This is a genomic window from Serratia sp. TSA_130.1 (assembly GCF_052691795.1).
This window is the reverse complement of record NZ_JBQZFS010000001.1, coordinates 55352-79948: the sequence shown is the minus strand read 5'-3', so window position 1 is coordinate 79948 and position 24597 is coordinate 55352. Positions and strand designations below refer to the sequence as shown.

General features: G+C 60.7%; 21 protein-coding genes and 1 riboswitch. Of the genes, 11 read left to right on the top strand and 10 right to left on the bottom strand.

The features are described from left to right. The first annotated feature begins 23 nt into the window (after window positions 1–23). Together ACUTQY_RS00335 and ACUTQY_RS00330 are read left to right on the top strand one after the other, a co-directional pair. Window positions 24–920, top strand: coding sequence for an alpha/beta fold hydrolase (locus tag ACUTQY_RS00335; protein WP_046687102.1), 897 nt, complete (start codon window positions 24–26; stop codon window positions 918–920). Further along, window positions 907–1809 carry an alpha/beta hydrolase gene (locus tag ACUTQY_RS00330; protein ID WP_197754745.1) on the top strand — a complete coding sequence of 301 codons (903 nt, stop codon included), beginning with the start codon at window positions 907–909 and terminating at the stop codon, window positions 1807–1809. Before ACUTQY_RS00335 ends, ACUTQY_RS00330 begins: the two co-directional genes overlap by 14 nt. Window positions 1810–2237: 428 nt before the next feature. Here the strand turns inward: ACUTQY_RS00330 and ACUTQY_RS00325 are convergent, their stop codons facing one another. Next, complete coding sequence (locus ACUTQY_RS00325; protein ID WP_046687101.1) at window positions 2238–3671, bottom strand: NAD-dependent succinate-semialdehyde dehydrogenase; 1434 nt, start codon at window positions 3669–3671, stop codon at window positions 2238–2240. 196 nt (window positions 3672–3867) lie between these two features. Here ACUTQY_RS00325 and ACUTQY_RS00320 point away from each other — a divergent pair, with 196 nt between their 5' ends. Beyond that, window positions 3868–4695: an AraC family transcriptional regulator gene (locus ACUTQY_RS00320; protein WP_046687100.1), complete on the top strand. Its 828-nt coding sequence runs from the start codon at window positions 3868–3870 to the stop codon at window positions 4693–4695. Between the two features lie 98 nt (window positions 4696–4793). Next, window positions 4794–5762 (top strand): DMT family transporter, encoded by a 969-nt coding sequence (locus tag ACUTQY_RS00315; RefSeq protein ID WP_096242278.1) that lies wholly within the window; start codon window positions 4794–4796, stop codon window positions 5760–5762. A 27-nt stretch (window positions 5763–5789) separates the two neighbouring features. On the opposite strand, the gene fusA is transcribed toward ACUTQY_RS00315, so the two are convergent. After that, window positions 5790–7895, bottom strand: coding sequence for an elongation factor G (gene fusA, locus ACUTQY_RS00310; RefSeq protein WP_046687098.1), 2106 nt, complete (start codon window positions 7893–7895; stop codon window positions 5790–5792). A gap of 239 nt (window positions 7896–8134) precedes the next feature. Beyond that, complete coding sequence (locus ACUTQY_RS00305) at window positions 8135–8383, bottom strand: glycine zipper domain-containing protein (RefSeq protein WP_004938127.1); 249 nt, start codon at window positions 8381–8383, stop codon at window positions 8135–8137. A gap of 221 nt (window positions 8384–8604) precedes the next feature. Between ACUTQY_RS00305 and ACUTQY_RS00300 the strand changes: the two genes are divergently transcribed. Beyond that, entirely contained in the window at window positions 8605–10101 is a 1497-nt protein-coding gene (locus tag ACUTQY_RS00300; protein WP_046687097.1) for an alpha/beta hydrolase, read from the top strand. 45 nt (window positions 10102–10146) lie between these two features. Here ACUTQY_RS00300 and ACUTQY_RS00295 read toward each other — a convergent pair whose 3' ends face one another. From ACUTQY_RS00295 to ACUTQY_RS00275, 5 genes are all read right to left on the bottom strand, one after another. Next, window positions 10147–10692, bottom strand: a complete 546-nt coding sequence (locus ACUTQY_RS00295; protein ID WP_046687096.1) for a cysteine hydrolase family protein — start codon at window positions 10690–10692, stop codon at window positions 10147–10149. A gap of 214 nt (window positions 10693–10906) precedes the next feature. Continuing rightward, a complete protein-coding gene (locus ACUTQY_RS00290; protein ID WP_046687095.1) occupies window positions 10907–11944 on the bottom strand; it encodes an ABC transporter ATP-binding protein in 1038 nt (345 codons plus the stop codon). Further along, window positions 11941–13524 (bottom strand): ABC transporter permease, encoded by a 1584-nt coding sequence (locus tag ACUTQY_RS00285; protein WP_046687094.1) that lies wholly within the window; start codon window positions 13522–13524, stop codon window positions 11941–11943. The genes ACUTQY_RS00290 and ACUTQY_RS00285 overlap by 4 nt, the downstream gene beginning before the upstream one ends. A gap of 33 nt (window positions 13525–13557) precedes the next feature. Next, window positions 13558–14574 carry an iron ABC transporter substrate-binding protein gene (locus ACUTQY_RS00280; RefSeq protein ID WP_033650336.1) on the bottom strand — a complete coding sequence of 339 codons (1017 nt, stop codon included), beginning with the start codon at window positions 14572–14574 and terminating at the stop codon, window positions 13558–13560. A 274-nt stretch (window positions 14575–14848) separates the two neighbouring features. Further along, window positions 14849–15424, bottom strand: a complete 576-nt coding sequence (locus ACUTQY_RS00275) for a hypothetical protein (RefSeq protein WP_033643163.1) — start codon at window positions 15422–15424, stop codon at window positions 14849–14851. 708 nt (window positions 15425–16132) lie between these two features. Between ACUTQY_RS00275 and ACUTQY_RS00270 the strand changes: the two genes are divergently transcribed. The 6 genes from ACUTQY_RS00270 (at window position 16133) to ACUTQY_RS00245 (ending at window position 21524) form a co-directional block, all read left to right on the top strand. Then, window positions 16133–16402, top strand: a complete 270-nt coding sequence (locus tag ACUTQY_RS00270; protein WP_033643162.1) for a hypothetical protein — start codon at window positions 16133–16135, stop codon at window positions 16400–16402. A gap of 174 nt (window positions 16403–16576) precedes the next feature. Then, the gene (locus ACUTQY_RS00265; protein WP_046687093.1) at window positions 16577–18196 is read left to right on the top strand and encodes an ABC transporter substrate-binding protein; all 1620 of its coding nucleotides are present in this window, start codon (window positions 16577–16579) and stop codon (window positions 18194–18196) included. A gap of 143 nt (window positions 18197–18339) precedes the next feature. Beyond that, window positions 18340–18513, top strand: a riboswitch (M-box (ykoK) riboswitch). 73 nt (window positions 18514–18586) lie between these two features. Further along, entirely contained in the window at window positions 18587–19609 is a 1023-nt protein-coding gene (locus tag ACUTQY_RS00260; RefSeq protein ID WP_033643160.1) for a magnesium transporter, read from the top strand. A 132-nt stretch (window positions 19610–19741) separates the two neighbouring features. Next, window positions 19742–19834, top strand: coding sequence for a protein MgtS (mgtS, locus tag ACUTQY_RS00255; protein ID WP_004938109.1), 93 nt, complete (start codon window positions 19742–19744; stop codon window positions 19832–19834). A 107-nt stretch (window positions 19835–19941) separates the two neighbouring features. After that, window positions 19942–20121 (top strand): hypothetical protein, encoded by a 180-nt coding sequence (locus ACUTQY_RS00250; RefSeq protein ID WP_004938106.1) that lies wholly within the window; start codon window positions 19942–19944, stop codon window positions 20119–20121. A gap of 26 nt (window positions 20122–20147) precedes the next feature. After that, window positions 20148–21524, top strand: coding sequence for a cation diffusion facilitator family transporter (locus ACUTQY_RS00245; RefSeq protein WP_033650337.1), 1377 nt, complete (start codon window positions 20148–20150; stop codon window positions 21522–21524). On the opposite strand, the gene ACUTQY_RS00240 is transcribed toward ACUTQY_RS00245, so the two are convergent. Together ACUTQY_RS00240 and ACUTQY_RS00235 are read right to left on the bottom strand one after the other, a co-directional pair. Then, window positions 21467–22312: an inositol monophosphatase family protein gene (locus ACUTQY_RS00240; RefSeq protein ID WP_046687092.1), complete on the bottom strand. Its 846-nt coding sequence runs from the start codon at window positions 22310–22312 to the stop codon at window positions 21467–21469. The genes ACUTQY_RS00245 and ACUTQY_RS00240 overlap by 58 nt on opposite strands. 337 nt (window positions 22313–22649) lie before the next feature. Further along, window positions 22650–24380, bottom strand: a complete 1731-nt coding sequence (locus ACUTQY_RS00235; RefSeq protein ID WP_046687091.1) for an ABC-F family ATP-binding cassette domain-containing protein — start codon at window positions 24378–24380, stop codon at window positions 22650–22652. Window positions 24381–24597: the final 217 nt, after the last annotated feature.

The window sequence follows — 24597 nt, the reverse complement described above, 5'->3', positions numbered from 1 at the left end:
TGACCCCACAGGGAGTTAACCCCATGAAACACAGTCAAAACGAGATCCTGTTGCAGGATCTCGCGGCGGAACACGTCTATACCCAGGTCAACGGCCGGCGCCTTCACTGCGTGGTGGCCGGCGAAGGGCGGCCGGTGCTGCTGATCCCCGGCTGGCCGCAAACCTGGTACACCTGGCGTTATGTGATGCGAGCCTTGGCGGCGGCCGGTTTTCAGGCGATCGCCGTCGATCCGCCGGGCATCGGCGACTCTGACAAGCCCGCCGGCGGCTACGACACCGGCAGCATCGGTGCGGCGTTGCACGCGATGATGGCGCAGCTGGGCCATCAACGTTACCAACTGGTCGGCCACGATATCGGCATGTGGATCGGTTACGCCATGGCGAGCGATTTCCCGCAGGCGGTGGAGCGTCTGGTACTGACGGAGGCGGTGATCCCCGGTCTGGCGCCGCCGCCGCCGATTTTCGTCGCGCCGGAGGAGAATATCTTCCTGTGGCATTTCATGTTCAACCAGCTGGCGGATTTGCCGGAGACCCTGACCCAAGGGCGCGAGCGGGAGTATCTTGGCTATATCTTCAACCGCTGGTCTTATCGGCGCGATCGGGTGGCGGCTAAGGTCTATATCGCCGCCTATTCGGCGCCGGGCGGCCTGCGCGCCGGATTCGACTATTACCGGGCGATCCCGGAGACCGTTCGCCAGAACCGGCTGCGCGCCGCCACGCCGTTGACGATGCCGGTGTTGACGGTGGGAGCGGAGCACGCCACCGGCGACGCGCCGCTGACGACGCTACGGGGCAATGCGCGCGATCTGCGGGGCGAAACGGTCGCCGGCTGCGGCCATTTCATCACCGAGGAGTGTCATGAGGAATTTATTGCCCTGATTACGCCGTTCCTGGCAGGAGAACCCCATGCCGCTCGATGAACGCATCGCTGCCTTTTTGACGGCGTCGGCCGATGCGTCGCCCCCCGCGTCGCTGGCGGAAATGCGCGCGGCCACGGAAACCGGTTTACGCCGGCTGCAGGGCGCACCGCAACCGAGCGGCGGCGTCAGGGATTTTACGCTGGTCGCCACCGATGGGCACCGGATTGCGCTGCGCGCCTATCTACCGGCGGGGGAAAGGCGCGCTGCCGCACAACCGGCGATGCTGTTCGCCCACGGCGGCGGCTGGTGCCTCGGTTCGCTGTCGCTGTATGACCAGCCCTGTCAGGCGCTGGCTAACGCCACCGATCGGATAATCCTGTCGGTCGATTATCGACTGGCGCCGGAGTTTCCTTTTCCACAGCCGCTGGAAGATGTCTATCAGGCGCTCTGTTGGGCGGCGCAACAGGCGCCGCAGTTAGGGATTGACGCTGACCGTCTGGCGGTGGGCGGCGACAGCGCCGGGGGCAATCTGGCGGCGGCGGTCGCGCTGTTGGCGCGGGATCGCGGCGGCCCGCACATTGAACGTCAACTGCTGCTGTACCCGGCGCTCAGCCGCGAAATGGCGACGAAGAGCTATCGCGAATTCGCCGAGGGGCATTTTTTGACGCGCGACGCGATGGTGTTTTGTTGGCAGCAGTACCTGGCCCAGCGACGCGATCCGAGCGCCGAGCCGCTGCACGCCGCCACGCTGCGCGGATTGCCGCCGGCCACTATCCTGAGCTGCGAATATGATCCGCTGCGCGATGAGGCCGAACTGTATGCGCAGCGGCTGCGTGAGGCGGGTGTGGCGGTACGCTGTGAACGGTTGCCGGGCATGGTGCATGCATGCATTCACATGTTGGGGCTGACCCCGGCGGCGCGGCGCCTGTTCGAGCTGGCTCGCGAGTAAAAAGTTCACGCTAAGACGCGATGAACCATTCTTATCCCATTCGTTTGATGTTGTGTTATGAAAGGCAATGAAAATAGTGAGATAAGCAGGGTGTTGGGCGCCCTTGAAGACGCCGAACGCAGGCATAGCGCATTAGGAGAAACCGCCATGGACGGCGGTTTCAGGTGAGACAGGCAGGGACGCCTGTCGCAACCGGCCTCAATGCGGTATGGCGGAGAGAGGGAAGTTGGCAAAGCCAACCGTCTGATAGGGCAAAGGCGCGGGTTGCCAGGGGCCGCGCCTTCGGCCCCTGGCTCGGTCGAAGCGTATGAGCTTCATGGCGCATCTCACCTTTATCGACCGAAAACTGCACAAATACGTTCAGAAAAACGCTAACTAACCAGGATTACCCGCATTGCGGGGCTTCTGGCTATTCATCCGACGTGCGATTAACGGCCGGCGACGGTGACAAAGCGCGTTTCCAGGTAGGATTCGATCGCTTCGCTGCCGCCTTCGGTGCCGTGGCCGGAGTCCTTCACGCCGCCAAACGGCGTTTCCGGCAGGCCGAAACCGATGTGGTTGATGCTCAGCATGCCGCTCTCCACGTCGCGCCCCAGCGCATTGACGGTGGCGATGTTGTGGCTGTAAGCGTAGGCGGCCAGCCCGTACGGCAGGCGATTGGCTTCGGCGATCGCCTCGTCGTAGGTGGCGAACGGGCGTAGCAGGGCGACCGGGCCAAACGGCTCTTCCGACATGGCGCGCGCGCTCAGCGGCACGTCACGCAGCACCGTCGGCTCGAAGAAGTTGCCTTTGCCCGCCACGCGTTTGCCGCCGGTGCTGGCCTTCGCCCCGTGGGCGATAGCGTCCTGCACCAGCGCCTCGATATTGTCGACGCTGCGGCCCAGCACCATCGGCCCCATCGTCACGCCGTCTTCCAGCCCGTTGCCGAGCTTGAGTTCACGCACCGCGGCGGTGAATTTCTCCACGAAGGCCTCATAAACGCCTTGCTGGATCAGGAAGCGGGTCGGGGCGATACAGACCTGGCCGGCGTTGCGGAACTTGGATTGCGCCAGCTCTTTGGCCGCCGCGTCGAGATCGGCGTCGTCGAAGATCAGCACCGGCGCGTGGCCGCCCAGCTCCATGGTGGCCTTTTTCATATGCTGGCCGGCCAGCGCAGCCAGATGTTTGCCCACGCGGGTGGAGCCGGTGAAGGAGATCTTGCGAATGGTCGGATGCGGGATCAGGTATTCCGAGATTTCCGCCGGGGTGCCGTACACCAGCGCGATCACCCCGGCCGGAATGCCGGCGTCGGCGAAGGCTTTGATCAGCTCAGCCGGTGAGGCCGGCGTTTCTTCCGGGCCTTTGACGATGATTGAACAACCCGCCGCCAGCGCGGCGGACAGCTTGCGCACGATCTGGTTGATCGGGAAGTTCCACGGCGTGAAGGCGGCCACCGGGCCGACCGGCAGTTTCAGGGTTTGCTGCTGCACGTCGCGAGCGCGGGACGGAATAATCTGCCCGTAGGTGCGGGTGGCTTCGCCGGCGAACCACTCGATCACGTCGGCGGCGTTGAGAATTTCGATTTTGGCCTGCGCCACTGGCTTACCCTGTTCCTGCGTCATGATGGCGGCGACGGCGTCGGCGCGTTCGCGCAGCAGCGCAGCGGCTTTGCGCATCAGGTTGGCGCGCTGGTGTGCGGCGGTGTTTCGCCAAACGTTAAACCCACGTTCGGTGGCGGCCAGCGCCAGATCGAGATCCTCTGCGGCGGCGTGCGCCACTTGACCGATGATCTCGTCGGTAGCGGGGTTGGAGACCGGCAGGGTTTTTCCGGCCAGCGCGCTGCGCCATTGTCCATCGATATACAGTTGAGTATCCGGATACATTGTTGCCTCTTGTTTGCGGAGTGTCAGGGGCCGATGAGCTTCGCGATGCGGCCCGTCTGAAAGGGACAGGGACCTTAACCCTACGCCGAATGGCGCCGATCGTCCAGGCGAGGGGCACGAAAGGACCAGGGCGGCTACTCAACCGGCGATGTTTTGGCTATGCTGAGCAGATTGTCAGCACGGATGAGGAGGTCGGGTGCAAGGGGTTCCACAACAGTTTCCGTTCGAGAAGGACTGCGCGCAGTTCCGGCATTTGTCGCATCTGCCCGGCGTCGAACTCTATCAGGCGCATATCGAACGCTATGCCTTCGAGCCGCATACCCACGACGCCTTCGCCATCGGCACCGTGGACACCGGGGCGGAGCGCTTCCGCTATCGCGGGGCACAGCACCTGGCGGCGCCGGGCGCGCTGGTGCTGATGAATCCTGACGAGCTGCATACCGGCGAAGCTGAAACGCCGGGCGGCTGGTGTTATCGCATGCTCTATCTGGCGCCCGAGGCGCTGGAGCAGCTGTCCGGCGATCGGAGCCAGTGGTTTACCGATGCGGTGCGCCACGATCCGCGGGCGGCGCAGCGCCTGTCCGCCATTCTCGCCGCGCTGTGGCAAACCGACGATCCGCTTATGCTCGACGGCCTGCTGTTGGAAGCGGTGGCGTTGCTGCAACCGCACATCCGCACCGGGCGCCGGGAGAAAGCCGAGGCGGCGCACCGTTTCGAGGTGGTGAAAAGCTACCTGCACGATAACTTCGCCGAGGCTATAACGCTCAACCAACTGGCCGAGCTGGTGTCGCTCAGCCCGTACCATTTCCTGCGCAAGTTCAAGGCCGAATATCACGTCTCGCCGCAGCAGATGCTGATGGCGATCCGGCTGTCGCAGGCCAAACGCATGCTGGAGCGCGGCATGCCCGCCGCACAGGTGGCGGCGGCGGCGGGGCTGACCGATCAGGCGCACCTGACGCGCGCCTTCGCCAACCGTTACGGCGTCACGCCAGTGCGTTTCCAGAAACAGGTGAAATTGGGCTAAAACAGCAACCTGCTACAATAATTCCTCCCCGCGTTTTCGTTACTCTGCCGCTGTCTTGTCGGGCGGGTTGGCCGCACCGGCCGTTTGTCGGAGTTGTTATGTTCATTGGCGTTGTGTTTGCCCTGGCCGCCGGGCTGATGTGGGGATTGATTTTCGTCGGTCCGTTGCTGGTACCGGACTATCCCGCCGCGCTGCAGTCCACCGGGCGCTATCTGGCCTTCGGGCTGATCGCCTTGCCGCTGGCGTGGTTCGATCGTCGCCGCCTGCGTAAGCTGCAGCGCCAGGATTGGTGGGAAGCGCTCAAGCTGACGGCTATCGGCAATCTGCTGTACTACCTGTGCCTGGCCAGCGCCATTCAGCGCACCGGTGCGCCGGTGTCGACCATGATCATTGGCACCTTGCCGGTCGTGATCGCCATTTGCGCCAATCTGTTTTACGGCCGGCACGACGGGCGCCTGGCCTGGGGCAAACTGGCGCCCGCACTGCTGTTGATCGTCTGTGGATTGGCGTGTGTGAACGTCGCCGAGCTGCGCGGCAATGCGGTGCCGATCGACGGCTGGCGCTATCTCAGCGGTCTTGGGCTGGCCGTGTTGGCGGTGGCGTGCTGGACCTGGTTCCCGCTGCGCAATTCACGCTGGCTGCGGGAGAATCCGACGCAGCGTCCGGCCACCTGGGCCACGGCCCAAGGGCTGGTGACGCTGCCGCTGGCGCTGCTGGGCTATCTGGCGGTCTGCGGTCAGTTGGCGCTGAGCGAGCCGGCGTTCGCCTTGCCGTTCGGCCCGCGCCCTGAGGTGTTTATCCCTCTGATGCTGATCATCGGCGTGTTCTGCTCCTGGCTGGGGGCGCTGTGCTGGAACGAAGCCAGCCAGCGGCTGCCGACGGTGTTGGTGGGGCCGCTCATCGTGTTCGAAATTCTGGCGGGGTTGGCGTATACCTTTCTGTTGCGCCAGGCCTGGCCGCCGCTGCTGACGCTGGCGGGCATCGTCTGTCTGATCGCCGGCGTGGTGTACGCCATGCGCATCAAACCGCAGCCAGTGGTGGTGGCGCTGGAGGACAAGCCGAGGTGACGCCCGCCGTGGCGGCGGGCGTGAGGGTTAACGCTTGCTGTGGTGAATGATCTCTTCGGCCACGTTGCGCGGCGCTTCGGCGTAGTGGCTGAATTCCATGGTGTAGGTGGCGCGGCCCTGCGACATCGAACGCAGGGTGGTCGAGTAGCCGAACATCTCGGACAGCGGCACCTTGGCGCGAATTTCCTTGCCGCCGCCGCCCGGGATATCTTCCATACCCTGCACCAGACCGCGGCGTGAGGAGAGATCGCCCATCACGTTGCCGGCATAATCCTCCGGCGTTTCCACTTCCACCGACATGATCGGCTCGAGGATCACCGGATCCGCCAGGCGGCAGGCGTCCTTGAAGCCGAAGATCGCCGCCATGCGGAACGCCTGTTCCGACGAGTCGACGTCATGGTAAGAACCGAAGGTCAGGTGCACCTTGACGTCCACCACCTGATAACCGGCCAGCACGCCGTTATTCAGCGCCTCGAGCACGCCTTTTTTCACCGCCGGGATAAACTCGCCGGGAATGACGCCGCCCTTGATCTCATCGAAGAACTCGAAGCCTTTGCCGGGTTCGTTCGGCTCGACGGTCAGCACCACGTGGCCGTATTGCCCTTTACCGCCGGATTGGCGCACGAACTTGCCTTCCACGTCGGCCACCCGTTTGCGGATGGTTTCGCGGTAAGACACCTGCGGTTTGCCGGTGGTGGTCTCCACCCCGAACTCGCGGCGCATGCGATCGACGATAATCTCCAGGTGCAGCTCGCCCATGCCGTAGATAATGGTTTGGCCGGATTCTTCATCGGTGCGCACGCGGAACGACGGATCTTCCGAAGAGAGCCGCTGCAGCGCGATGCCCATTTTCTCCTGGTCGCCCTTGGTCTTCGGCTCGATCGCCTGGGCGATCACCGGCTCGGGGAAGGTCATGCGTTCCAGCGTGATGATGGCGCCGGGGTCGCACAGCGTATCGCCCGTGGTGACGTCCTTCAGGCCGACGCAGGCGGCGATGTCGCCGGCGTGCAGCTCGTCGATGTCCTTACGATCGTTGGCGTGCATCTGCACGATGCGGCCGATGCGCTCCTTTTTGCCCTTGATCGGATTGTAAACGCTGCTGCCTTTGGCCAGCACCCCGGAGTAGACGCGCACGAAGGTCAGCTGGCCGACGAACGGGTCGGTCATCAGCTTGAACGCCAGCGCCGAGAATTTTTCGTTGTCGTCGGCTTTGCGGGTGATGATTTCATCGTGTTCGCCGTGGCCCTCCATCGGCGGCACGTCGAGCGGCGAGGGCATCAGCTCGATCACCGCATCCAGCATGCGCTGCACCCCTTTGTTGCGGAACGCCGACCCGCACAGCATCGGCTGGATTTCGCCGGCGACGGTGCGCACCCGCAGCCCGTGGACGATCTCCTCTTCGCTCAGCGGTACCTGGTTGAGGTATTTCTCCATCAGCTCTTCCGAGGCTTCGGCGGCGGCCTCAATCATGTTTTCGCGCCACTCCTGCGCCGAATCGCGCAGCTCGGCCGGGATCTCTTCGAAGCTGAAGTTCATGCCCTGCGAGGCTTCGTCCCACAGGATGGCCTTCATCCGCACCAGATCCACCACGCCGCTGAAGTGGTCTTCGGCGCCGATCGGAATGACGATCGGCACCGGGTTGGCTTTCAGGCGCTCGATCATCATTTTGCGCACGCGGAAAAAGTCCGCGCCGATGCGGTCCATCTTGTTGACGAACGCCAGCCGCGGCACCTTGTATTTGTTGGCCTGGCGCCAGACGGTTTCCGACTGCGGCTGGACGCCGCCCACCGAGTCATAGACCATGACGGCGCCGTCCAGCACGCGCATCGAGCGTTCCACTTCAATGGTGAAATCGACGTGCCCAGGGGTGTCGATGATATTGATGCGGTGCTGCGGATAATTATGCTGCATGCCGTTCCAAAAGCAGGTGGTGGCCGCCGAGGTGATGGTGATGCCGCGTTCCTGTTCCTGCGCCATCCAGTCCATGGTCGCCGCGCCGTCATGCACTTCACCCAGCTTGTGGCTGACCCCGGTGTAAAACAGAATCCGCTCGGTGGTGGTGGTCTTGCCGGCATCGATATGCGCGGAGATGCCGATGTTGCGGTAACGTTCGATAGGGGTGGTGCGAGCCATAATCAACCTTTCTTAGCCGCGTGAAAGAGAGCGGCTTAAACAGCATGGATAATGGTGATAATCCTCAGAGGGTTATCTGCCGGATCGCAGAGCCTCGCTCTGGTCACAAACTAATCGTAGTTGAAGGCGTTGGTTTTTTTAAGCGATGGCTGTGATAGATGAAAGTTTGCGCGCAGGGGGAGAAATGGACGAAAAAAAAGGCCCGTAACGGGCCTATTGTCGTAGGGCGCATTCGCCGCTTATTTGCGTCCCAGCAGGAAGCCGAAAACGATGCCGACTGCCGCCGCAACGGCCACGCCGGCCAGCGGGTTGGCTTCCACCTGCGTTCTTACGCTGTCCGCTGCGTCACGGGCGGCATAGCTGGCCTGGGAGGCGTACTTGCGCGCCGCGCCGCGCACCTGATGCTCCGGCGAATCGACGGCTTTACCGAACGCTTCTTCTACCGCGCCTGCGGCTTCATTGGCTTTGTCTTCCGCTTTACCAAACATGCTGCTCTCCTGTTCCTTGTGGGTTAACGAACTCTAAGCCTAGCAGGTGAACGGCGTTTTTTGCAGCATTCTGTGCGTTATAAGATCAATCCGAGCAAAGAAAAGTCTTTCCATACGCACGGCGTCGGCTTCACCCGCGCGTTTTTTTATGTTCTATTGGCTAGCGGTTTAACCGAGTATCGTTACCCTTTGACCGATTCGTTGAGTTGAAAGGACTCCCCATGTCAGTACTGCGTATTCTGGCGCTGCTCGCCGCGACCGCCGCCGCGTTGCCCGCCCAGGCCAAACCTGCGGCTCACGGCGCGGCGCCCGAGAACGGCGTTCGTTGGCAATCTTGTCTCAACAGCGGCTTTCAGCGTTGGTTCGATGAAGCGCCGCAGGCGGGGCTGCGCTGCGGCTACCTCGACGTGCCGTTGGTTTACGCTACGCCTCCCGCCCATTCGGCGCAGGCGGGGGAACCGACCGTGCGTCTGGCGCTGACCCTGCTGCCCGCCACCGGGCCGAAAAAGGGCAGCGTCGTGGTGATCAGCGGCGGGCCGGGCCTGCCGGGGATCAATCCTTATCTCGGCAACGACGCCCACGTCGCCAAACTGCGTAAATCCTACGACATCATCGGTTACGATCCGCGCGGCGTCGGTCAATCGACGCCAAAAATTTCCTGCCAGGTGGCCGAAGGTGACGAACTCCCTGAACCGGACGACAATGACGTGGCCGGCGCGGAGAACCAGACGCGCACCCTGATCGCCGCCTGCATCAAACAGACCGGCGCGGACGTGCTGCAACACATCGGCACTGACGAGGCGGTCAACGATCTGAACGCGATCCGCCATGCGCTGGGCGAACCGGGGCTGACGGCGGTGGCGTACTCTTACGGCACCAAGGTGGCGGCGCTGTATGCCGAACGTTTTCCGAAGAAAACGCGCGCGCTGGTGCTGGACGGGGTGGTGGATCTGGCGGAGGACGATTTCACCCAGCGCCTGAATCAGGAGCGAGGCTTCCAGCAAAGCTTCCTGCGTTTCGCCGCCTATTGCGGAAAAACCGACAGCTGCCAGCTTGGCGGCGGCGCCAATCAGGCGCTTCAGCGTTATCACGCTTTGCTGCGCAAGCTGCATGAGCAGCCGTTCGTCACTGCGGCGGGCTATGAGATCTCCGCCGACGATGTGCTGACGGTGACGCGTTCGCTGCTGTTGTGGCCGGAGCGCTGGCATGAACTGGCCACCGTACTGCGCCAGCTCGATGCCGGCATCGCCGGGCAACAGGTTTCCGATCTGATCGACGAAAGCTATTCTCCGGATGCCGATGATGCCCTGAACGTCATCACCTGCGCCGACGTCGCCAACCCAACGGCCGATCCGCAGCTGTTGCGCAGGCAGCGGCAGGAGATTAATACCGCCGCTTTATATGCCCACTATCTGCCGCTGCACGAGTATCCGCTGGAAATGTGCGATCTGTGGCCGTACCGCGGCAAAGATCGGCCGCACATGCCGGTGGCGTCCGCCGCGCTGCCGCCGCTGCTGTTCGTCGCCCAGCGCTACGATCCAACCACGCCGTACCGCAATGCCCAGGTGATGGCCTCGGCCTTTAAAAGCCCACTGATCACCCGCGAACGCGACGGACATACGTTGGCGCTGAACGGCATCGACAGCTGCGTCGACGAAAGCGTGGTGGAGTATCTGCTGGCGCCGAAAAAGCCGCGCCGCGACAAGGTTTGCCGCTGAGGAGGCCGGGCGTTGGCCCGGCCTGACAGGCAAATCGCGCGTGTTTTAGAATTTCACCTCTTCCGCCAGCGCCAGCGTCACGAACGGCCCCGACAGGGTCTGGTTATGGTGACGAATAATGGCGTCGGCGCCGAGCGCCGCCGTGTCCGAACAGCTATGGGCATCGGCGGCCAACACCAGGTCAAATCCCAACTCCGCGCCGCGCCGACACGCGGTGTCTACGCAGTATTGCGTTTTCATTCCCGAAATCACCAACCGACCGATGCCGGCTTGCTTAAGCCGCTCCGCCAGGCCAGTCCGGTAAAAACAGCTGGGATGGGTTTTATCGATGAACCAGTCGGCTTGCACATCGGTGTCGAGATCGGGGTGAACTTGCCACAGCGGACTGTTTACGGCGATAGGTGAACCTGCCGGGCCGGTGTGGCGAATAAACACCACGAGCGCATTCGCCACGCGTGCGGCGCGTATCAACGCATGGGTCTTTGCCAGAAGGGTTTCGGCGGCGAACGGCGGATCGTCCGGCGAGGCGAACAGGCCGACTTGCATGTCGATAATCAGCAGGGCGCTGCGCGGTGCGGGGATAGTTGGCATAGGTCTTCTCCGTAATGAAATTGCCGGCGGGCACGGAGAAATAAAAAACCCCGGCCATGGCTGGCGGGGCTTGGATACGTCGTTAGCTGATGCGCACCCGTGCAGCCCGCCATTGCGTGGCGGTTGCGGTGGTGGTGAGGACGTGCGCGAAGCGTTTCATAGCGTTGATAATGCGCGGTGGTGAGGGGGACGTCAAGAGGTTCCCCCCGCAATGTCAACCGGCGAAAATATGCGCCTGGCCCATCACGTTGAGAGTGACCTGAGAACCGGGCTGCAGGCCTTCGCGGCTGACGGTTTTGATCTCGAGCTGCGCGCCGTCGGCGGCCATTTGCAGATTGAGGGTGGAGACGAAGCCGGCGAAATCGATGCCGGTGATCACCGCCTGGCCGTGCTGCGCCGGATCGGACAAACCGATTTGAATCTGCTCCGGACGCAGCATGATGCGCGCCGAGCCGCTGCGTTGGCGATCGTCGACGGCGATGCGCCCCAATGCGCAATCGGCCCAGCCGTGCGCCAGCTCGGCGGTCAGCACCAGCGTTTCGCCAAGGAAGCTGGCGGTCGGCTCATCGACCGGCCGCAGATAGAGATCTTGCGGCGCGCCCACCTGCGCCAGCCGGCCGTTGCGCATCACCGCTACCTGATCGGCGAATGACAGCGCTTCGCTCTGATCGTGGGTGACCAGAATCGACGCCACCTTGGCCTCCGTCAGCAGTTCGGCGACCGCTTTGCGGGTGGCGGCGCGCAGGCCGGTATCCAGCGCCGAGAACGGTTCGTCCAGCAGCATCAGCCGGGGTTGCTGCGACAGGGCACGCGCCAGCGCGACCCGTTGTTGCTGCCCGCCGGACAACTCGTGCGGCCACAGCGCGGCCAGACGGCGATCCAGCGCCACCATCTCCATCAGCGCCTCGATGCGCCGCTGTTTCTCACGCTTGCTGCCTTTAAGGCCAAAACCGATGTTGCCGGCGACGGTAAAGTGCGGGAACAGCGCGCCATCCTGCGGGACGAAGCCGATGCCGCGCAGATGCGCCGGCACCCAGCCGCCGCCGTTGCCCATGGCTTGCCCCTGCAGCAGGATCTGGCCGCCGTCAGGAATTTCAAAGCCGGCGATGATGCGCAGCAGGGTGGTTTTGCCGGAGCCGGAAGGGCCGACGATCGCCGTGCGGCTGCCGGCGGCAACCTGCAGGTCGATGTGTTCCAGCACCCTGATGGCGTTATAAGATTTTTCGATACCGTGCAGTTCGAGCGTGCTCATAGTCCCGCCGTGCGTTTAGATTGAGAATAAAGAAGCCAGGTGAGCGGCAATGACAGCGCCACCATAATCAGCGCATAAGGTGCGGCGGCGACGTAGTCTATCTCGCTGGTCAGCGCCCAAAATCCGGTGGCCAGCGTGCGGGTGCCGTTCGGCGCCAGCAACAGCGTGGCGGTCAGTTCATTGGCGATCGCCAGGAACACCAGCGCCGCGCCCGCCGCGGCACCCGGCGCCGCCAGCCGCAGCGTAGTGCTCCACAGCGCCTGCGCCGGCGATTTACCGAGGCTGCGCGCCACGTTTTCCAATTCCACCGGCGCCTGTGCGATGCCGGCGCGCAGGTTGATCAGCGCCCGCGGCATAAACATCAGCAAATACGCCAGCAGCAGGGTGATTTCGGTTTGGTAAATCGGCCGGAAGCTGTGAATGGTGATGGTCACCAGGGCCAGCGCCACCACGATGCCGGGCAGCGAGCTGGTCACGTAGTTACAGCCTTCCAGCACGCGGTACAGCCGGGCCGGATAGCGCACCGACAGCCAGGCCATCGGAATGGCGCACAGCGTAATCAGCAGCGCGCCAGAGGCGGACAGCGACAGCGTTTGCCACAGCGCGGGCCACAGATCGGCGTTGCGCCATACGTCGAGGCCGCCCAGCCACAGCCAGCGGGCCAGGGTGATGAAAGGCACGCCCAGCGCCAGCGCGGTCAGCGCGATCGGCAGCAGCAGCGCCAGCGCGGCGAGCGGCGCTGACAGGCGACGCGGCGTTTGGCTGCGGGCGCTGCCGGAGCCGACGCGGGCATAGCGCGCGCGGCCGCGGCTTATCGCTTCAAGCAACAGCAGCCCCAGGCAGCACAGCACCAATACGCCGGCCAGCATGTTGGCCGCCGGACCGTTGAAGGTCGACTGGAACTGATCGAAGATGGCGGTGGTGAAGGTATCGAAACGGATCATGGCGTACAGGCCATACTCCGCCAGCAGGTGCAGCGCGATCAGCAGCGAACCGCCCCAGACCGCCAGCTTCAGCTGCGGCAACACCACGCGGAAAAACACCGCCGGCGGCCGGGAGCCGAGCGAGGTGGCGACGTCTTCGATACCGGGATCCAGACGGCGCAAGACCGCGGCGGCCGGCAGGTAGATAAACGGAAAATAGGCGAGCACCGAGATGAAAACGCCGGCGCCCAGGCCGTGCATCGACGGCACCAGACTGATCCAGGCATAGCTTTGCACAAAGGCCGGCACCGCCAGCGGCGCGGTCGCCAATACCGCCCAGAGACGGCGGCCCGGCAGCGTGGTGCGTTCGGTCAACCAGGCCAGGGCCACCCCCAGCACGGCACAGATCGGCAGCGTCAGCACCACCAACAGCAGGGTATTCAACAGCAGCTCCGCCACGCGCGGGCGGAAAACCAGAGCTTTGACCGTTTGCCAGCCGGTTTCAAACGCTACGCCGATAACGAATCCCAGCGGCAGCAGCGCCAGCAACGACAGCAACACGGCGCAGGTCACCACGATCGGCCCCGGCCGCGGGTGATGAGGGATAGTGGAATAACGCCGCGCGGTCTGCGCGGCGTGGGTACTCAGGTTTGACATAACGATCAAAAACTCTCGGTTTGCCGGCGGGCCTTACAGCAGGCCGGCCTCGGTCATCAGTTCGACAACTTTCTTACTGTTCAACTGCGCGGCGTCTACCTTCGGCGCGTCCAGATCTTTCAGCGGCACCAGTTTCGGGTTGGAGGCCGCACCGACGCCGACGGCGTATTCGAAGGCATTGTTGGTGCGCAGGATCTCCTGGCCCTGTTTGCCGGTGATCCACTTGATGAACGCCTGCGCCTGCTGCTGATGCTTGCTGGAAGCCAGCACGCCGCCGCCGGAGATGCTGACGAATGCGCCCGGATCCTGATGTTTGAAGTAATACAGCTTGATGTTTTTGCTGTTCTCGCCGGTTTTAGCGCCGTCGACGAACGGGTAGTAATGATAGATCACGCCGCTGTCGATCTGGCCGGCATTGACCGCTTTCATCACCGTGCTGTTGCCTTTATAGGCGGTAAAGTTGGTTTTCATCGCTTTCAGCCAGTCCAGCGTTGCTTTCTCGCCTTTCAGCGCCAGCAGCGCGCTGACGATCGCCTGGAAATCGGCGCCCGATGGCGAAGCGGCCCAGCGGCCTTTCCATTCCGGCTTGGCCAGATCCAGCAGCGACTTCGGCAACTGCGCGTCGGTCAGTTTGGCCGGGTTATAGACGAATACGGTAGAGCGGGCGGCGATGCCGATCCAGCGGCCGTGGCTTGGGCGATATTGTGGCTCTACCTGGGCCAGCGTGGCGGCGTCGAGCGGGGCGAACAGCTTGGCGTTATCCACCAACACCATCGCCGGGGAGTTTTCCGTCAGGAACACGTCGGCAGGCGAGGCGCTGCCTTCCTGCACCAGCTGATTGCCCAGTTCGCTGTCGCCGCCGTTGCGCAGCGTGACTTTGATGCCGGTGTCTTTGGTAAAACCGTCGACCCAGGATTTCACCAGATTTTCGTGCTGGGCGTTGTAAATAACGATGCCCTGGTCGGCGGGGGCCGCCTGAGCGCCGAAGGCCAGCATCATCGAGGAGGCGAGCAGGGCCACGGGGCCGAGGGATGAAATACGCAGCTTCATGCAGTTATCCTTTTTAGCGTTCGAATGAGGAAAACGAATATCGCCTGGCAAGCGCAAGCAGCCCGATTTTAGCCAAGAACATCCATAATGATAGTGAAAACGATTCGTATTAAATTATTTTTGACGATCGCTCACAAAATGAATTGCCCTAAGGATAAGTTAAGTTTCGGCTGGAATAATCTGTTTTGATTGTCTGAATAGAATTGGGGCGCGTTACCTCACAGTGAGCGGCCACCTGCCATCGCAGGCAGCCGCCCGTCAGGCTTGCTTCTTGTCACGCCAGCACAAACTCACCGTTGCCAACGCCGAAGAACTGCCCGTTGATGCTGCTCGCCCACTGCGGCGGATGAACCAAAGAGGCCAGCACCCGGCCATTCTCCAGCAGCGTCAGGACGATCGAACCGGGGTTGATGGCCAATTGTAGGGTTAACGGAACGCCGATCAGATTTTCGGCATCGGGTACGGTGCCTTGCAAATAAATCGTCGGGATGTTGATGTTACCGTCTGAGCCAGTGCCGGTGGCCTGGCCGACAAAACGCACCGATGTACCGTTTGATGGGGCATTGGGACCAATATTGGCAGGCTGCGCGGAAATTTGCACGGTCTCCGCATGTGGCGCGCAGCCACACCCACAGCCACAGCCCTGGAAGCTGAAGTAGCCGCAGATATTTTGTTGGCACCCGCATCCACACAAGGATTGCGGATGCACTTGCTGGTTGAACGCCGGTTTCAATTGCGGATGTTGGTTGAGCAGCGCCTGACGGCTCTGCACTTCCGCGTTATAAGCGTCACGTGATTGTTTATTCAATGCGTTAGCCTGTTCAGGCGTAATATCTTGCAGTGAAGGCATATGTAAACCCCTATGATTTTTGCTGAGTTAGTCTGAAATGCATATCACGCTGAATCCGGTTAGCCACCAGACAGGTAATTGCATCTGAATGGAAATAGTTATTGCCGTCGGCAGAAGAACGGTATGGCAACCAAACCGTTACATCCTATCCTTTCGGCACGCGTTTATATATTTGGATTTGTCTTCTGGTAATTATTTCTTATTAAATCATTCGCCAGTTATTGGTTTGATAACCAACGGCGGCCTCGTGTTAGTCTCGAAGCCATTTAAAGGTAGTTAGGTGTCACGGAGATATCAAGTGGGTTCCCTACTGTTATTTTTACATTGAAAAGCAACTTATTTGGCATGTCCATTATTTTGATTTTAACCTTTTTCGTAACCGATTAATTAATATAGGGTAAGTGAGGGTGTTTTTTAATTAATTGATTTTTATGAAGTTAAACTGTAGTTATCTTTTTTTGTGAATATTCTTAATATATTCATTGAGGTAACGGGTAAACGCGGGTTTGCATTTGACTTATATCAGTTCTTTGTCGAATCTGTAATGGTTATTAACCTGTTTCAATATTGACGACTTGTTATCCACTGGCGATCTTTTTCTTCAGTCTTTTCATGTCGTTCTTCAGCGTTTCGCACAGGCATTAATAACACGGGCCGCCAACGCGAATTAAGAATTATATTCACCAAAAAATAGTGAGAGAGGTGTCTATGTCTAATGGACCGTTTTATACCAATCCGATCGTGGTTATCGATGTAGCTAATGATTGCGTGCATGTGGAGATGGCGATCGATGGAGGACTATACGAAAACGTATTTCCGTTATCGGTAGCGGCTAATGAACCCTATCCGAAATTGCTGGTGAATCTGGCGATCCAGGCGCAAGCGAGCGGTAAATCATTAATGGTGTGGGGGGAGCCCGGCCCAGAACCGGTTAAAGGCCTGCCGCTGTTTGGTATCACGACCGTGAACATCAAGTAGGGGACGGCAACGCGCATTGTGTTGAAAGCGGGAAGCGCGGTGAGGGATATTCCTTTGATAATGAAAGAAATTCAACACCGCTTTTGGTTATGACTCATAGCGATTAATGATTTAATTTATTCCACTGCCACATTGCATATTGAACGCGATAAAACACTAATCAGGGATATCGACGTGAAATATTCATTCAATGGCAAGAAACTGGCTGGTTTAATCCTCCTGGCTTTAAACGCAACGATCGCTCAGGCGGCGGAGGTGCCAACGGGCGCTAAACTGGCGCCGGTACAGGAATTGGTGCGCGCCAACGGGTATGAACCGGCGACGCTGGATCCGAACCTGGCCGAGAGCAATGTGGAGTTCTACATCTTCAACGATCTGTTCGAAGGTCTGCTGCGAGTCGGAAAAGAGGGCGAAGTGATCCCGGCGCTGGCGCAGAAATGGGAGCACCAGGGCAACGTCTGGACTTTCCATCTGCGGCCGCAGGCCAAATGGTCGAACGGCGATCCGGTGACCGCCGACGATTTCGTTTACAGCTGGCGGCGCCTCACCGATCCGAAAACCGCGTCGCCTTACGGCAGCTATCTGGCCTCGGCCTATGTGCTGAATGCGGCGGCGATCAACGCCGGCAGCAAACCGCCGAGCGAGCTGGGCGTTAAAGCGCTGGACGCGCACACCTTGCAGGTGACGCTGTCTGAGCCCAACGCCTACCTGCTCAAACAACTGGTGCATTTTCCGGTTCTGCCGGTCAACCGCAAGGTGGTTGAGCAATACGGCAAAAACTGGACTCAACCGGCGCATTTTGTCGGCAACGGCGCGTTTCGTCTCAGCGAGTGGGTGGTGAACGAAAAAGTGGTGGTGGAACGCAATCCGCAGTATTGGGATAACGCCAACACCGTGCTCAACAAGGTGACCTTCCTGCCGATTCAGGGGTTCCCGGAGGTGGCGCGTTTCCGCGCCGGCGAGGTGGAATTGGGCTATACCACGCCGCCGGAACTGTATCAGCAGCTGAAAAAAACGCTCGGGGATCAACAGTTGGTGACCTATCCGCTGCTCTCCACCAGCTATTTCGCCTTCAACAACCGCCAGACGCCGTTTAACGACGTGCGGGTGCGCCAGGCGCTGAACCTGGCGCTGGACAAAGAGATTATCGCCGGCAAGGTGCTGGGATACGGCCAGCAGCCGGCCTGGACCTTTACTCCAACGGGGGCGGGCGGCTATCGCCTGCAGGCCGGCGCCGCGGCCGGTTTGACGCCGGAACAACGCCACGCCCAGGCGAAAAAGTTGTTGGCGGAGGCCGGTTTCAACGCCGAGCATCCGCTGCGCTTTACCGTGTTGTACAGCAATGACGCCACCATCAAGAAGATCGTCATCGCCGCCGCCGCCATGTGGAAAAAGAACCTCGGGGTGGAGGCCGGCTTGCAAAGCCAGGAGCGCAAAGTGACGCTGGATAATATCAACCGCGGCCAGTACAGCGTAGCCTTTACCCGCTGGCTGGCGGATTACGACGATCCTTCTACCTTCCTGAATGTGTTCCGCGCCGACAGCAGTGAGAACAGCCCCAAATACCGCAACCCGGAATACGATCGCATTCTGCATCAGGCGACGGCGGCGCCGACACCGCAGCAGGTGCAGCAGTATTTCCAGCAGGCCGAGGCGGTGCTGGCCGTCGATACGCCGGTCGCGCCGGTGTACTACGAAGCCAACGCCACGCTCATCAAACCCTACGTCAAGGGGATCGACTTCACCCGACAGGGCGCCCTATACGATAAAAACGTCTACATTCTCGCGCACTGATAAATAAAAAAAACGGCTGATTTATATCAGCCGTTTTTATAGATTCGCGTTTAATAAAAATATCCTAAATACTCCATAAACGACGGGCAATCTTTTCTTCCCGCCGGATAAAACAACGCCTATACTGCGCCGGTAGTTTATATGCAGTATCTCGTTTGGCGAGGCTCCTATACAAACACAGGTTACTGATCTGACGACATCGAGAGATGCCCAAGGTTAAGACAGGCTTTATCGGATTAAGGTTCAGCCCAAAGTAACTTCCGAGCAACAATTCGGATACGTTGTATAGTGCTAAAACCTGGACGCGGAGATAGGCAGTCTGCACTCCCTCTGTGGTTACGCCCCTATGCGATTCGCTGTTGAAGTTCACAACAGAAATAGGGACTGACAATGATCAAGTCACATCAATACTCTTCTTCTCCGGCGCTGCGCGCGACTGAAACTCTCGATGAAACTTCGGTCGCCGGTTATATGAACGCCGATTTTATTACCGTTCCCGCGACGATGACGGTCACGCATGCCCGGGAATATTTACTTTCACAGCTAAAAACGGACGAAATTCCCACCCGGGTATTTATTACCGCGGACGATTATCATTTGCGCGGCACGCTGTCGGTGAAAAAACTGCTGCAGTGCGAAGAACAGGATAAAGCGGTCGGCGTAATGATGGATTACAGTTATTTCCAGGTTTCACCCGACGACGATCGCAACGACGTGGCGCATCTGCTGGGCAAAGGCGGTTTGGACGTGGTGCCGGTCGTGGCGAACAACACGCTGGTCGGCGTGCTGGGCGAGCGCGAGATCGCTCGGCTGGTCGAAGATGAAAACACCGAAGACGCGCAGCGTCAGGGCGCGAGCCTGCCGCTGGACAAGCCTTATCTGGAGACCAGCCCGTGGGCGCTGTGGCGCAAACGCTCGGTGTGGCTGCTGATGCTGTTCGTGGCCGAAGCTTACACCGGCAACGTGCTGAAAGCGTTTGAAGATCAGCTCGAAGCGGCGATTGCGCTGGCGTTCTTCATCCCGCTGCTGATCGGCACCGGCGGCAACAGCGGCACCCAGATCACCTCGACGCTGGTGCGCGCCATGGCGCTGGGCGAGGTCAGCCTGCGCAATCTGGGCGCGGTGATCCGCAAAGAGGTCACGACCTCGCTGCTGATCGCCGTCACCATTGGTCTGGCGGCCTGGGTGCGCGCCTGGATCATGGGCGTCGGCATGGAGGTGACGCTGGTGGTCAGCCTGTCGCTGGTGGCGATCACCGTATGGAGCGCCATTGTTTCGTCGATCATCCCGATGCTACTGAAACGGCTCGGTATCGATCCGGCGGTGGTGTCGGCGCCGTTTATCGCCACCTTTATCGACGGCACCGGCCTGATTATCTATTTCAAAATTGCCCAGCACGTCCTGGGAATTTAAACGGGTCCCGCGCTTGAAAGAGCGGGAATGTTGCAAAAAAGAGGAGGACGTTAAAAAACCATGGATACCGACCAACCCCGATATTTAACGCAAGGGGATTTTATCGATAACATTTAACCTGAGGACAAAACAATGGGAAACATGACTATTTTTATGGGATTCCTGGCAATGATCAGCTCACTGGGCCTGTTGGCGGCCTATATGAGCACCAAATGGGATGATTGATGAACGCTAAAGATCCGCCTAGATGCATCCTCCCCGTAACCGCTATTTATTATGGGGAGGATTTAGCGGCGCGCTGAACGCGCGGCCTGATACGGGAGTTGATAATAATGACGATTCTTATTCTGGGATTGCTCTACGCCATTTTAATGATTTCGGTGGGGGTGAATGAGATTTATTTTTATTCCACCGGAAAATCCAATTTTCTTACTAGCCTCATGCTGACTTTCTCTGGCAGTATGCTGCTGATCGCCTTTGTCTGGCAATTATCCTCTAAAGTAAAAAAATAAATCACCGTCCGAATGTGAGCAGCATAATGCAAAATGAAAAACAGGCCGTGGCCAGAAACTCGATGATCGCCAGCGGGTTGCTGGCCACGGGCAAATTCGTCGCCGGCATTTTTACCGGCAGTATTGGCCTGATATCCGAAGGGATCCACTCTTTCACCGATTTTATCGCCACCAGCATCACCTGGCTGGCGGTGCGCATCAGCGATAAACCCGCCGATGACGATCACCACTTCGGCCACGGCAAGGTGGAAAACCTGGCGGCGCTGTTCGAGGTGTTGCTGTTGCTCGGCGCCGCCGGTTGGATCGTCTACGAGGCGGGCAGCAGCCTGCTCGGGCAACCGCATGAGATAGTCGCGGCGCCGGTGGTGATCGCGGTGCTGTTGATTTCCATCTGCGTCGATTTTTTCCGCGTGCGGGCGCTCAACCGCGTCGCCAAGGCGACCGACAGCGCGGCGCTGGAGGCGGATGCGCTGCATTTCTTCTCCGACATGCTTTCGTCCGGCGTGGTGCTGCTGGGCATGGTGTTTGTGCTGCTGGGCTTTGGCCGTGCGGACGCCATCGCCGCGCTGATCGTCGCCGGTTTTATCTTTGTCGCGGCAATCAAACTGGGTAAACGTTCCTTCGACTCGCTGATGGATGCCGCGCCCGCCGGGGCCACCGAGGCGATTCGCGCCACGCTGGACAGCTTCCCGGCGGTGCTGGCCTGCGACAGCGTGCGTATTCGCAACGCCGGCGCCGTACTGTTTGTCGAGATCACGGTGGCGGTGTGCCGCACCTTGCCGCTGGAGCGCATCGATGCGTTGAAGCGAGAAATCGTCGAACGGCTGCGGCAGCAGTATGCCAAGGCGGAGTTTACCGTCATCGCGGTGCCGCAGACCCGCAGCGACGAAGACATGGCGACGCGCATTCGGGCGATCGCCGCCAATCACGGCGCGCAGGTGCAGAACGTCACCTTGCAGCAGTTGCCGACGCACATGGCGATCGGCATGGATCTGGCGGTGCCGGCCAACGCCAGCGTGGCGCAGGCGCATGATATCGCCACGGAGATAGAAGGGATCCTGCGTCAGGCGATCGGCGAGGACACCGAGATAGAGACCCATCTGGAGCCGCAGACGCCGCACTGGCTGGCCAGCGAGGATGTTTCCGCCGCCGAGCTGGCCGATATCCGGCTGATTTTGCAGTCGGCGCTGGAGCAGGGGGATAAGGTGCAAGACGTGCACAACATCCGGGCGCGCAGAACCGACGGCGGCATCATCGTCAACTTCCACTGCCGGGTGTCGCCGGCGGTAACCATCGCCGCCGCGCACGATGCGGTCGATCGGGTCGAGCGGCGGCTGCGCGCGCTTTATCCGGCCATCTCACGCGCGATAGGGCACGTCGAGCCGATCAAGCCCGGCGTTTGAATCAGCTCGGCCAATTGCGGATAGAGCGCCGCGTTGGCCAGCAGCAGCGGGTTGCCGCGTCGCAGCCCGTTGTGGTGCATAAAGTCATTCGCCACGCCGCCGGCTTCGCGCGTCAGCACCAGCCCAGGCAGGCTGTCCCAGGCATTCATGTGCGGTTCGTAATAGCCCAGCAGCCGACCGGCGGCCACCTGGGCGGTCATCAACGCGCCGGAGCCGCTGCGCACAAACATCCCTCCCGCCTGCAGCAGGCGACAGAGAAAGCCGCTGAATTCCGCCGCTGAAGCGCGCGGTGAAATCCCGACGCCCATCACGCCATCCGCGACGCTGCGCCCGGCATGCACGCCGATCGGTTCCCCGTTGAGAAAGGCGCCGTGGCCGCGACAGGCGCGGAACATCTCGCGGTGGTTGGGATCGTAGACTACGCCGATCGTCGGCTCGCCGTCGATCACCACGCCTATCGCGATACACCAGGTATGCAATCCGTTCAGGAAGCAGGCGGTGCCGTCAATCGGATCGACGACCCAAACGCAGGCGGCGTTTTCGCCGGTGCTGCCGCTTTCCTCGCCGAGAAACCCGTCCTGAGGAAAGCGCCGGCTGATCATGCGGCGGATCAGCGCTTCGACGCGGCGATCGGCCTCGCTGACCACGTCCTGCAGCCCCTGTTTAAACTCGACGGCCAGGCTTTGCCGGCGTTGGTAAAAGCTGAAGGCGAGATCGGCGGCGGCGCGGGCGATCTCACGCGCGAAGCGGTAGCGCGCCTCGATGTCCCGTGGAGAGAGTGACGTCATGGAGTGCCTGATAACGAAAAAAAGGAATGGCAGTAGCCTGCCAGAGAATGATGAAAGTAATGTGTCGCTCAGCGCTGCGGATAACAAAAGCGCTGCGTGTCGCGCCTCAAGCCGCCGGCGGCACACGGTTTTGCAAAGAGGAAAAAACAGGCCGCCGGGCGGCCTGTGAGATTGATGACAAACCTTATACCCTTGCCGGGTTGGCAGAGAGCACCGAATAAAAAACAAGGAAAAGCAATTTATTGATTTTCGACTGATCACCACAAAGAGGGGAAAACCACGCTTTTTCCCCTCTTTATCAATAGCCTGACAGGCCGCCGGGCGGCGGCCTGTGGGATTAGCCCAGATGCAACCGGGCGGTGATGTCGGCAATCTCGCGGCGCCAGCGCGCCTGAAGCTCCGGTTTTTGATGCTTCGGTTTACGCGCCAGGTCGGCCTCCAGTTTGCTTTCGAGGGCAAACAGGGCGGTCAGCAACGCCTCTTCGCCTTCCAACTGCGGGTTTGGCGTCGGGGCGTCTGCGTTGGCCTCGTGCGCCGTCGGCAGCGCCGGCGTTTCACCCGCCAGACGCTGGTACACCGGCGCCAGATCGTGCCACTCCTCCAGTTTTTGTTGGTCTATCAGCCAAAAGCGGTTGCAGCTCTGTTCGATCAGCATCCGATCGTGGGTGACCAGCATGACGGCGCCAGGGAACTGACTCAGCGTTTCCGCCAGCTCCTCTTTGCCCGCCATATCCAGGTGGTTGGTGGGCTCGTCCAGCAGCAGCAACGAATGGTTGGCCAGCGTCAGGCCGACAAACAGCAGCCGTGAACGCTCGCCGCCGCTCAACGAACGGATCTGCTGATGGTGGCGCAGGTAAGGGAACCCGGCGCCGATCAGCGCCATTTTCCGCTGTTCCTCGGTCAGCGGCGCAAACTGCGCCAGCGCTTCGCTCAACGTGTCTTCATCGCGCAGCTGTTGCAGGCTCTGATCGTAATAGCCGATACGCACGCGCGGATGGAACAGCGCCGGGCGCTGCGTTTGTTGCTGATACTCGCGCCACAGCAGGCGCAACAGCGACGATTTTCCGCAGCCGTTGCGCCCGACGATGGCGATGCGATCGCCGCTTTTCACGCGCAGATGTTCCAGGCTGAACAGCACCGGCGCATCCGGCGCCGGGCGCACCGCCCAGTGCGGCAGCGCCAGCAGGCGATCGGCGTCCAGCGCTTCTCCCTGCAGCCGCAGCCGCCATGGACTGCCGGCGGTCAGGGTGGTCTGTTCTTCCTTCAACCGATCGACGCGCTTCTCCATTTGCTTGGCCTTGCGCGCCAGATCTTCGTTGTCGTAGACCTTGCCCCAGGTCGCCAGGCGCTTGGCGCTTTTTTCCACCCGGTCGATTTCCTTTTGCTCGGCGTGGCGCCGCTGTTCGTCCGCGGCGTCCTGTTCCGCCAGCGCGGTGCGCGCCGCAGAGCAGGGCAAACGGAAGAACTGCAGCGTTTTGTCGCGCAGGATCCAGGTGCAGTTGGTTACCTGGTCGAGCAGGTAGCGATCGTGCGACACCAGCACGAAGCTGCCGGTCCAGTTACGCAAGAACTGTTCCAGCCACAGCAGCGTGGGCAGGTCCAGGTGGTTGCTGGGTTCGTCGAGCAGCAGCAGATCGGGCTGGCGGATCAGCGCGCGCGCCAACAGCAGCCGCGTATGCTGGCCGCCGCTGAGGGTGCCGGCGGTCAGCATCCAGCTCGCCGGTTCAAACCCCAGCTCGGCCAGTAGCGCTTCGCAGCGCCAGCGTTCGCTGAGGTATTGGCCCGCAGGCAGCCGCGCCAGCACCGCATCCAGCAGGGTGCTGGCGTGCAGTTCCGGCGGCAGGTGCTGCTCGATGCGCGCCATCAGACATTGATGTGACAATGTCACCGTTCCGGTGTGCGCAGGCAGGTCGCCGCTGAGAATTTGCAGCAGGGTGCTTTTGCCGCAGCCGTTATCGCCGATCAAACCGATGCGGTCGCCTTTTTTCAGGCTGAAGGAAATCTCGCTCAGCAGGACGCCGAACGCGTTGTCGTAACCGACAGATTGTGCAGACAGTAATGTGCTCATTGCTTACTCAAGAGTTACAGGCATAACAATGCCTATCGTCAAACATTGCTGACGATAACCCGGTAAGCCGGAGGGAAGATCCTGGATTTTAGTAAGCTTCGCTCAAGCTGGGTTATCGCAGCGCGATACCGGTAATGCTTGAGCGGCGACGATTACCAAAGAAGTGTGAGTGAAAAACCAATTCACACGTCAGCATAGTAAGTCTCCTTTTATTGGT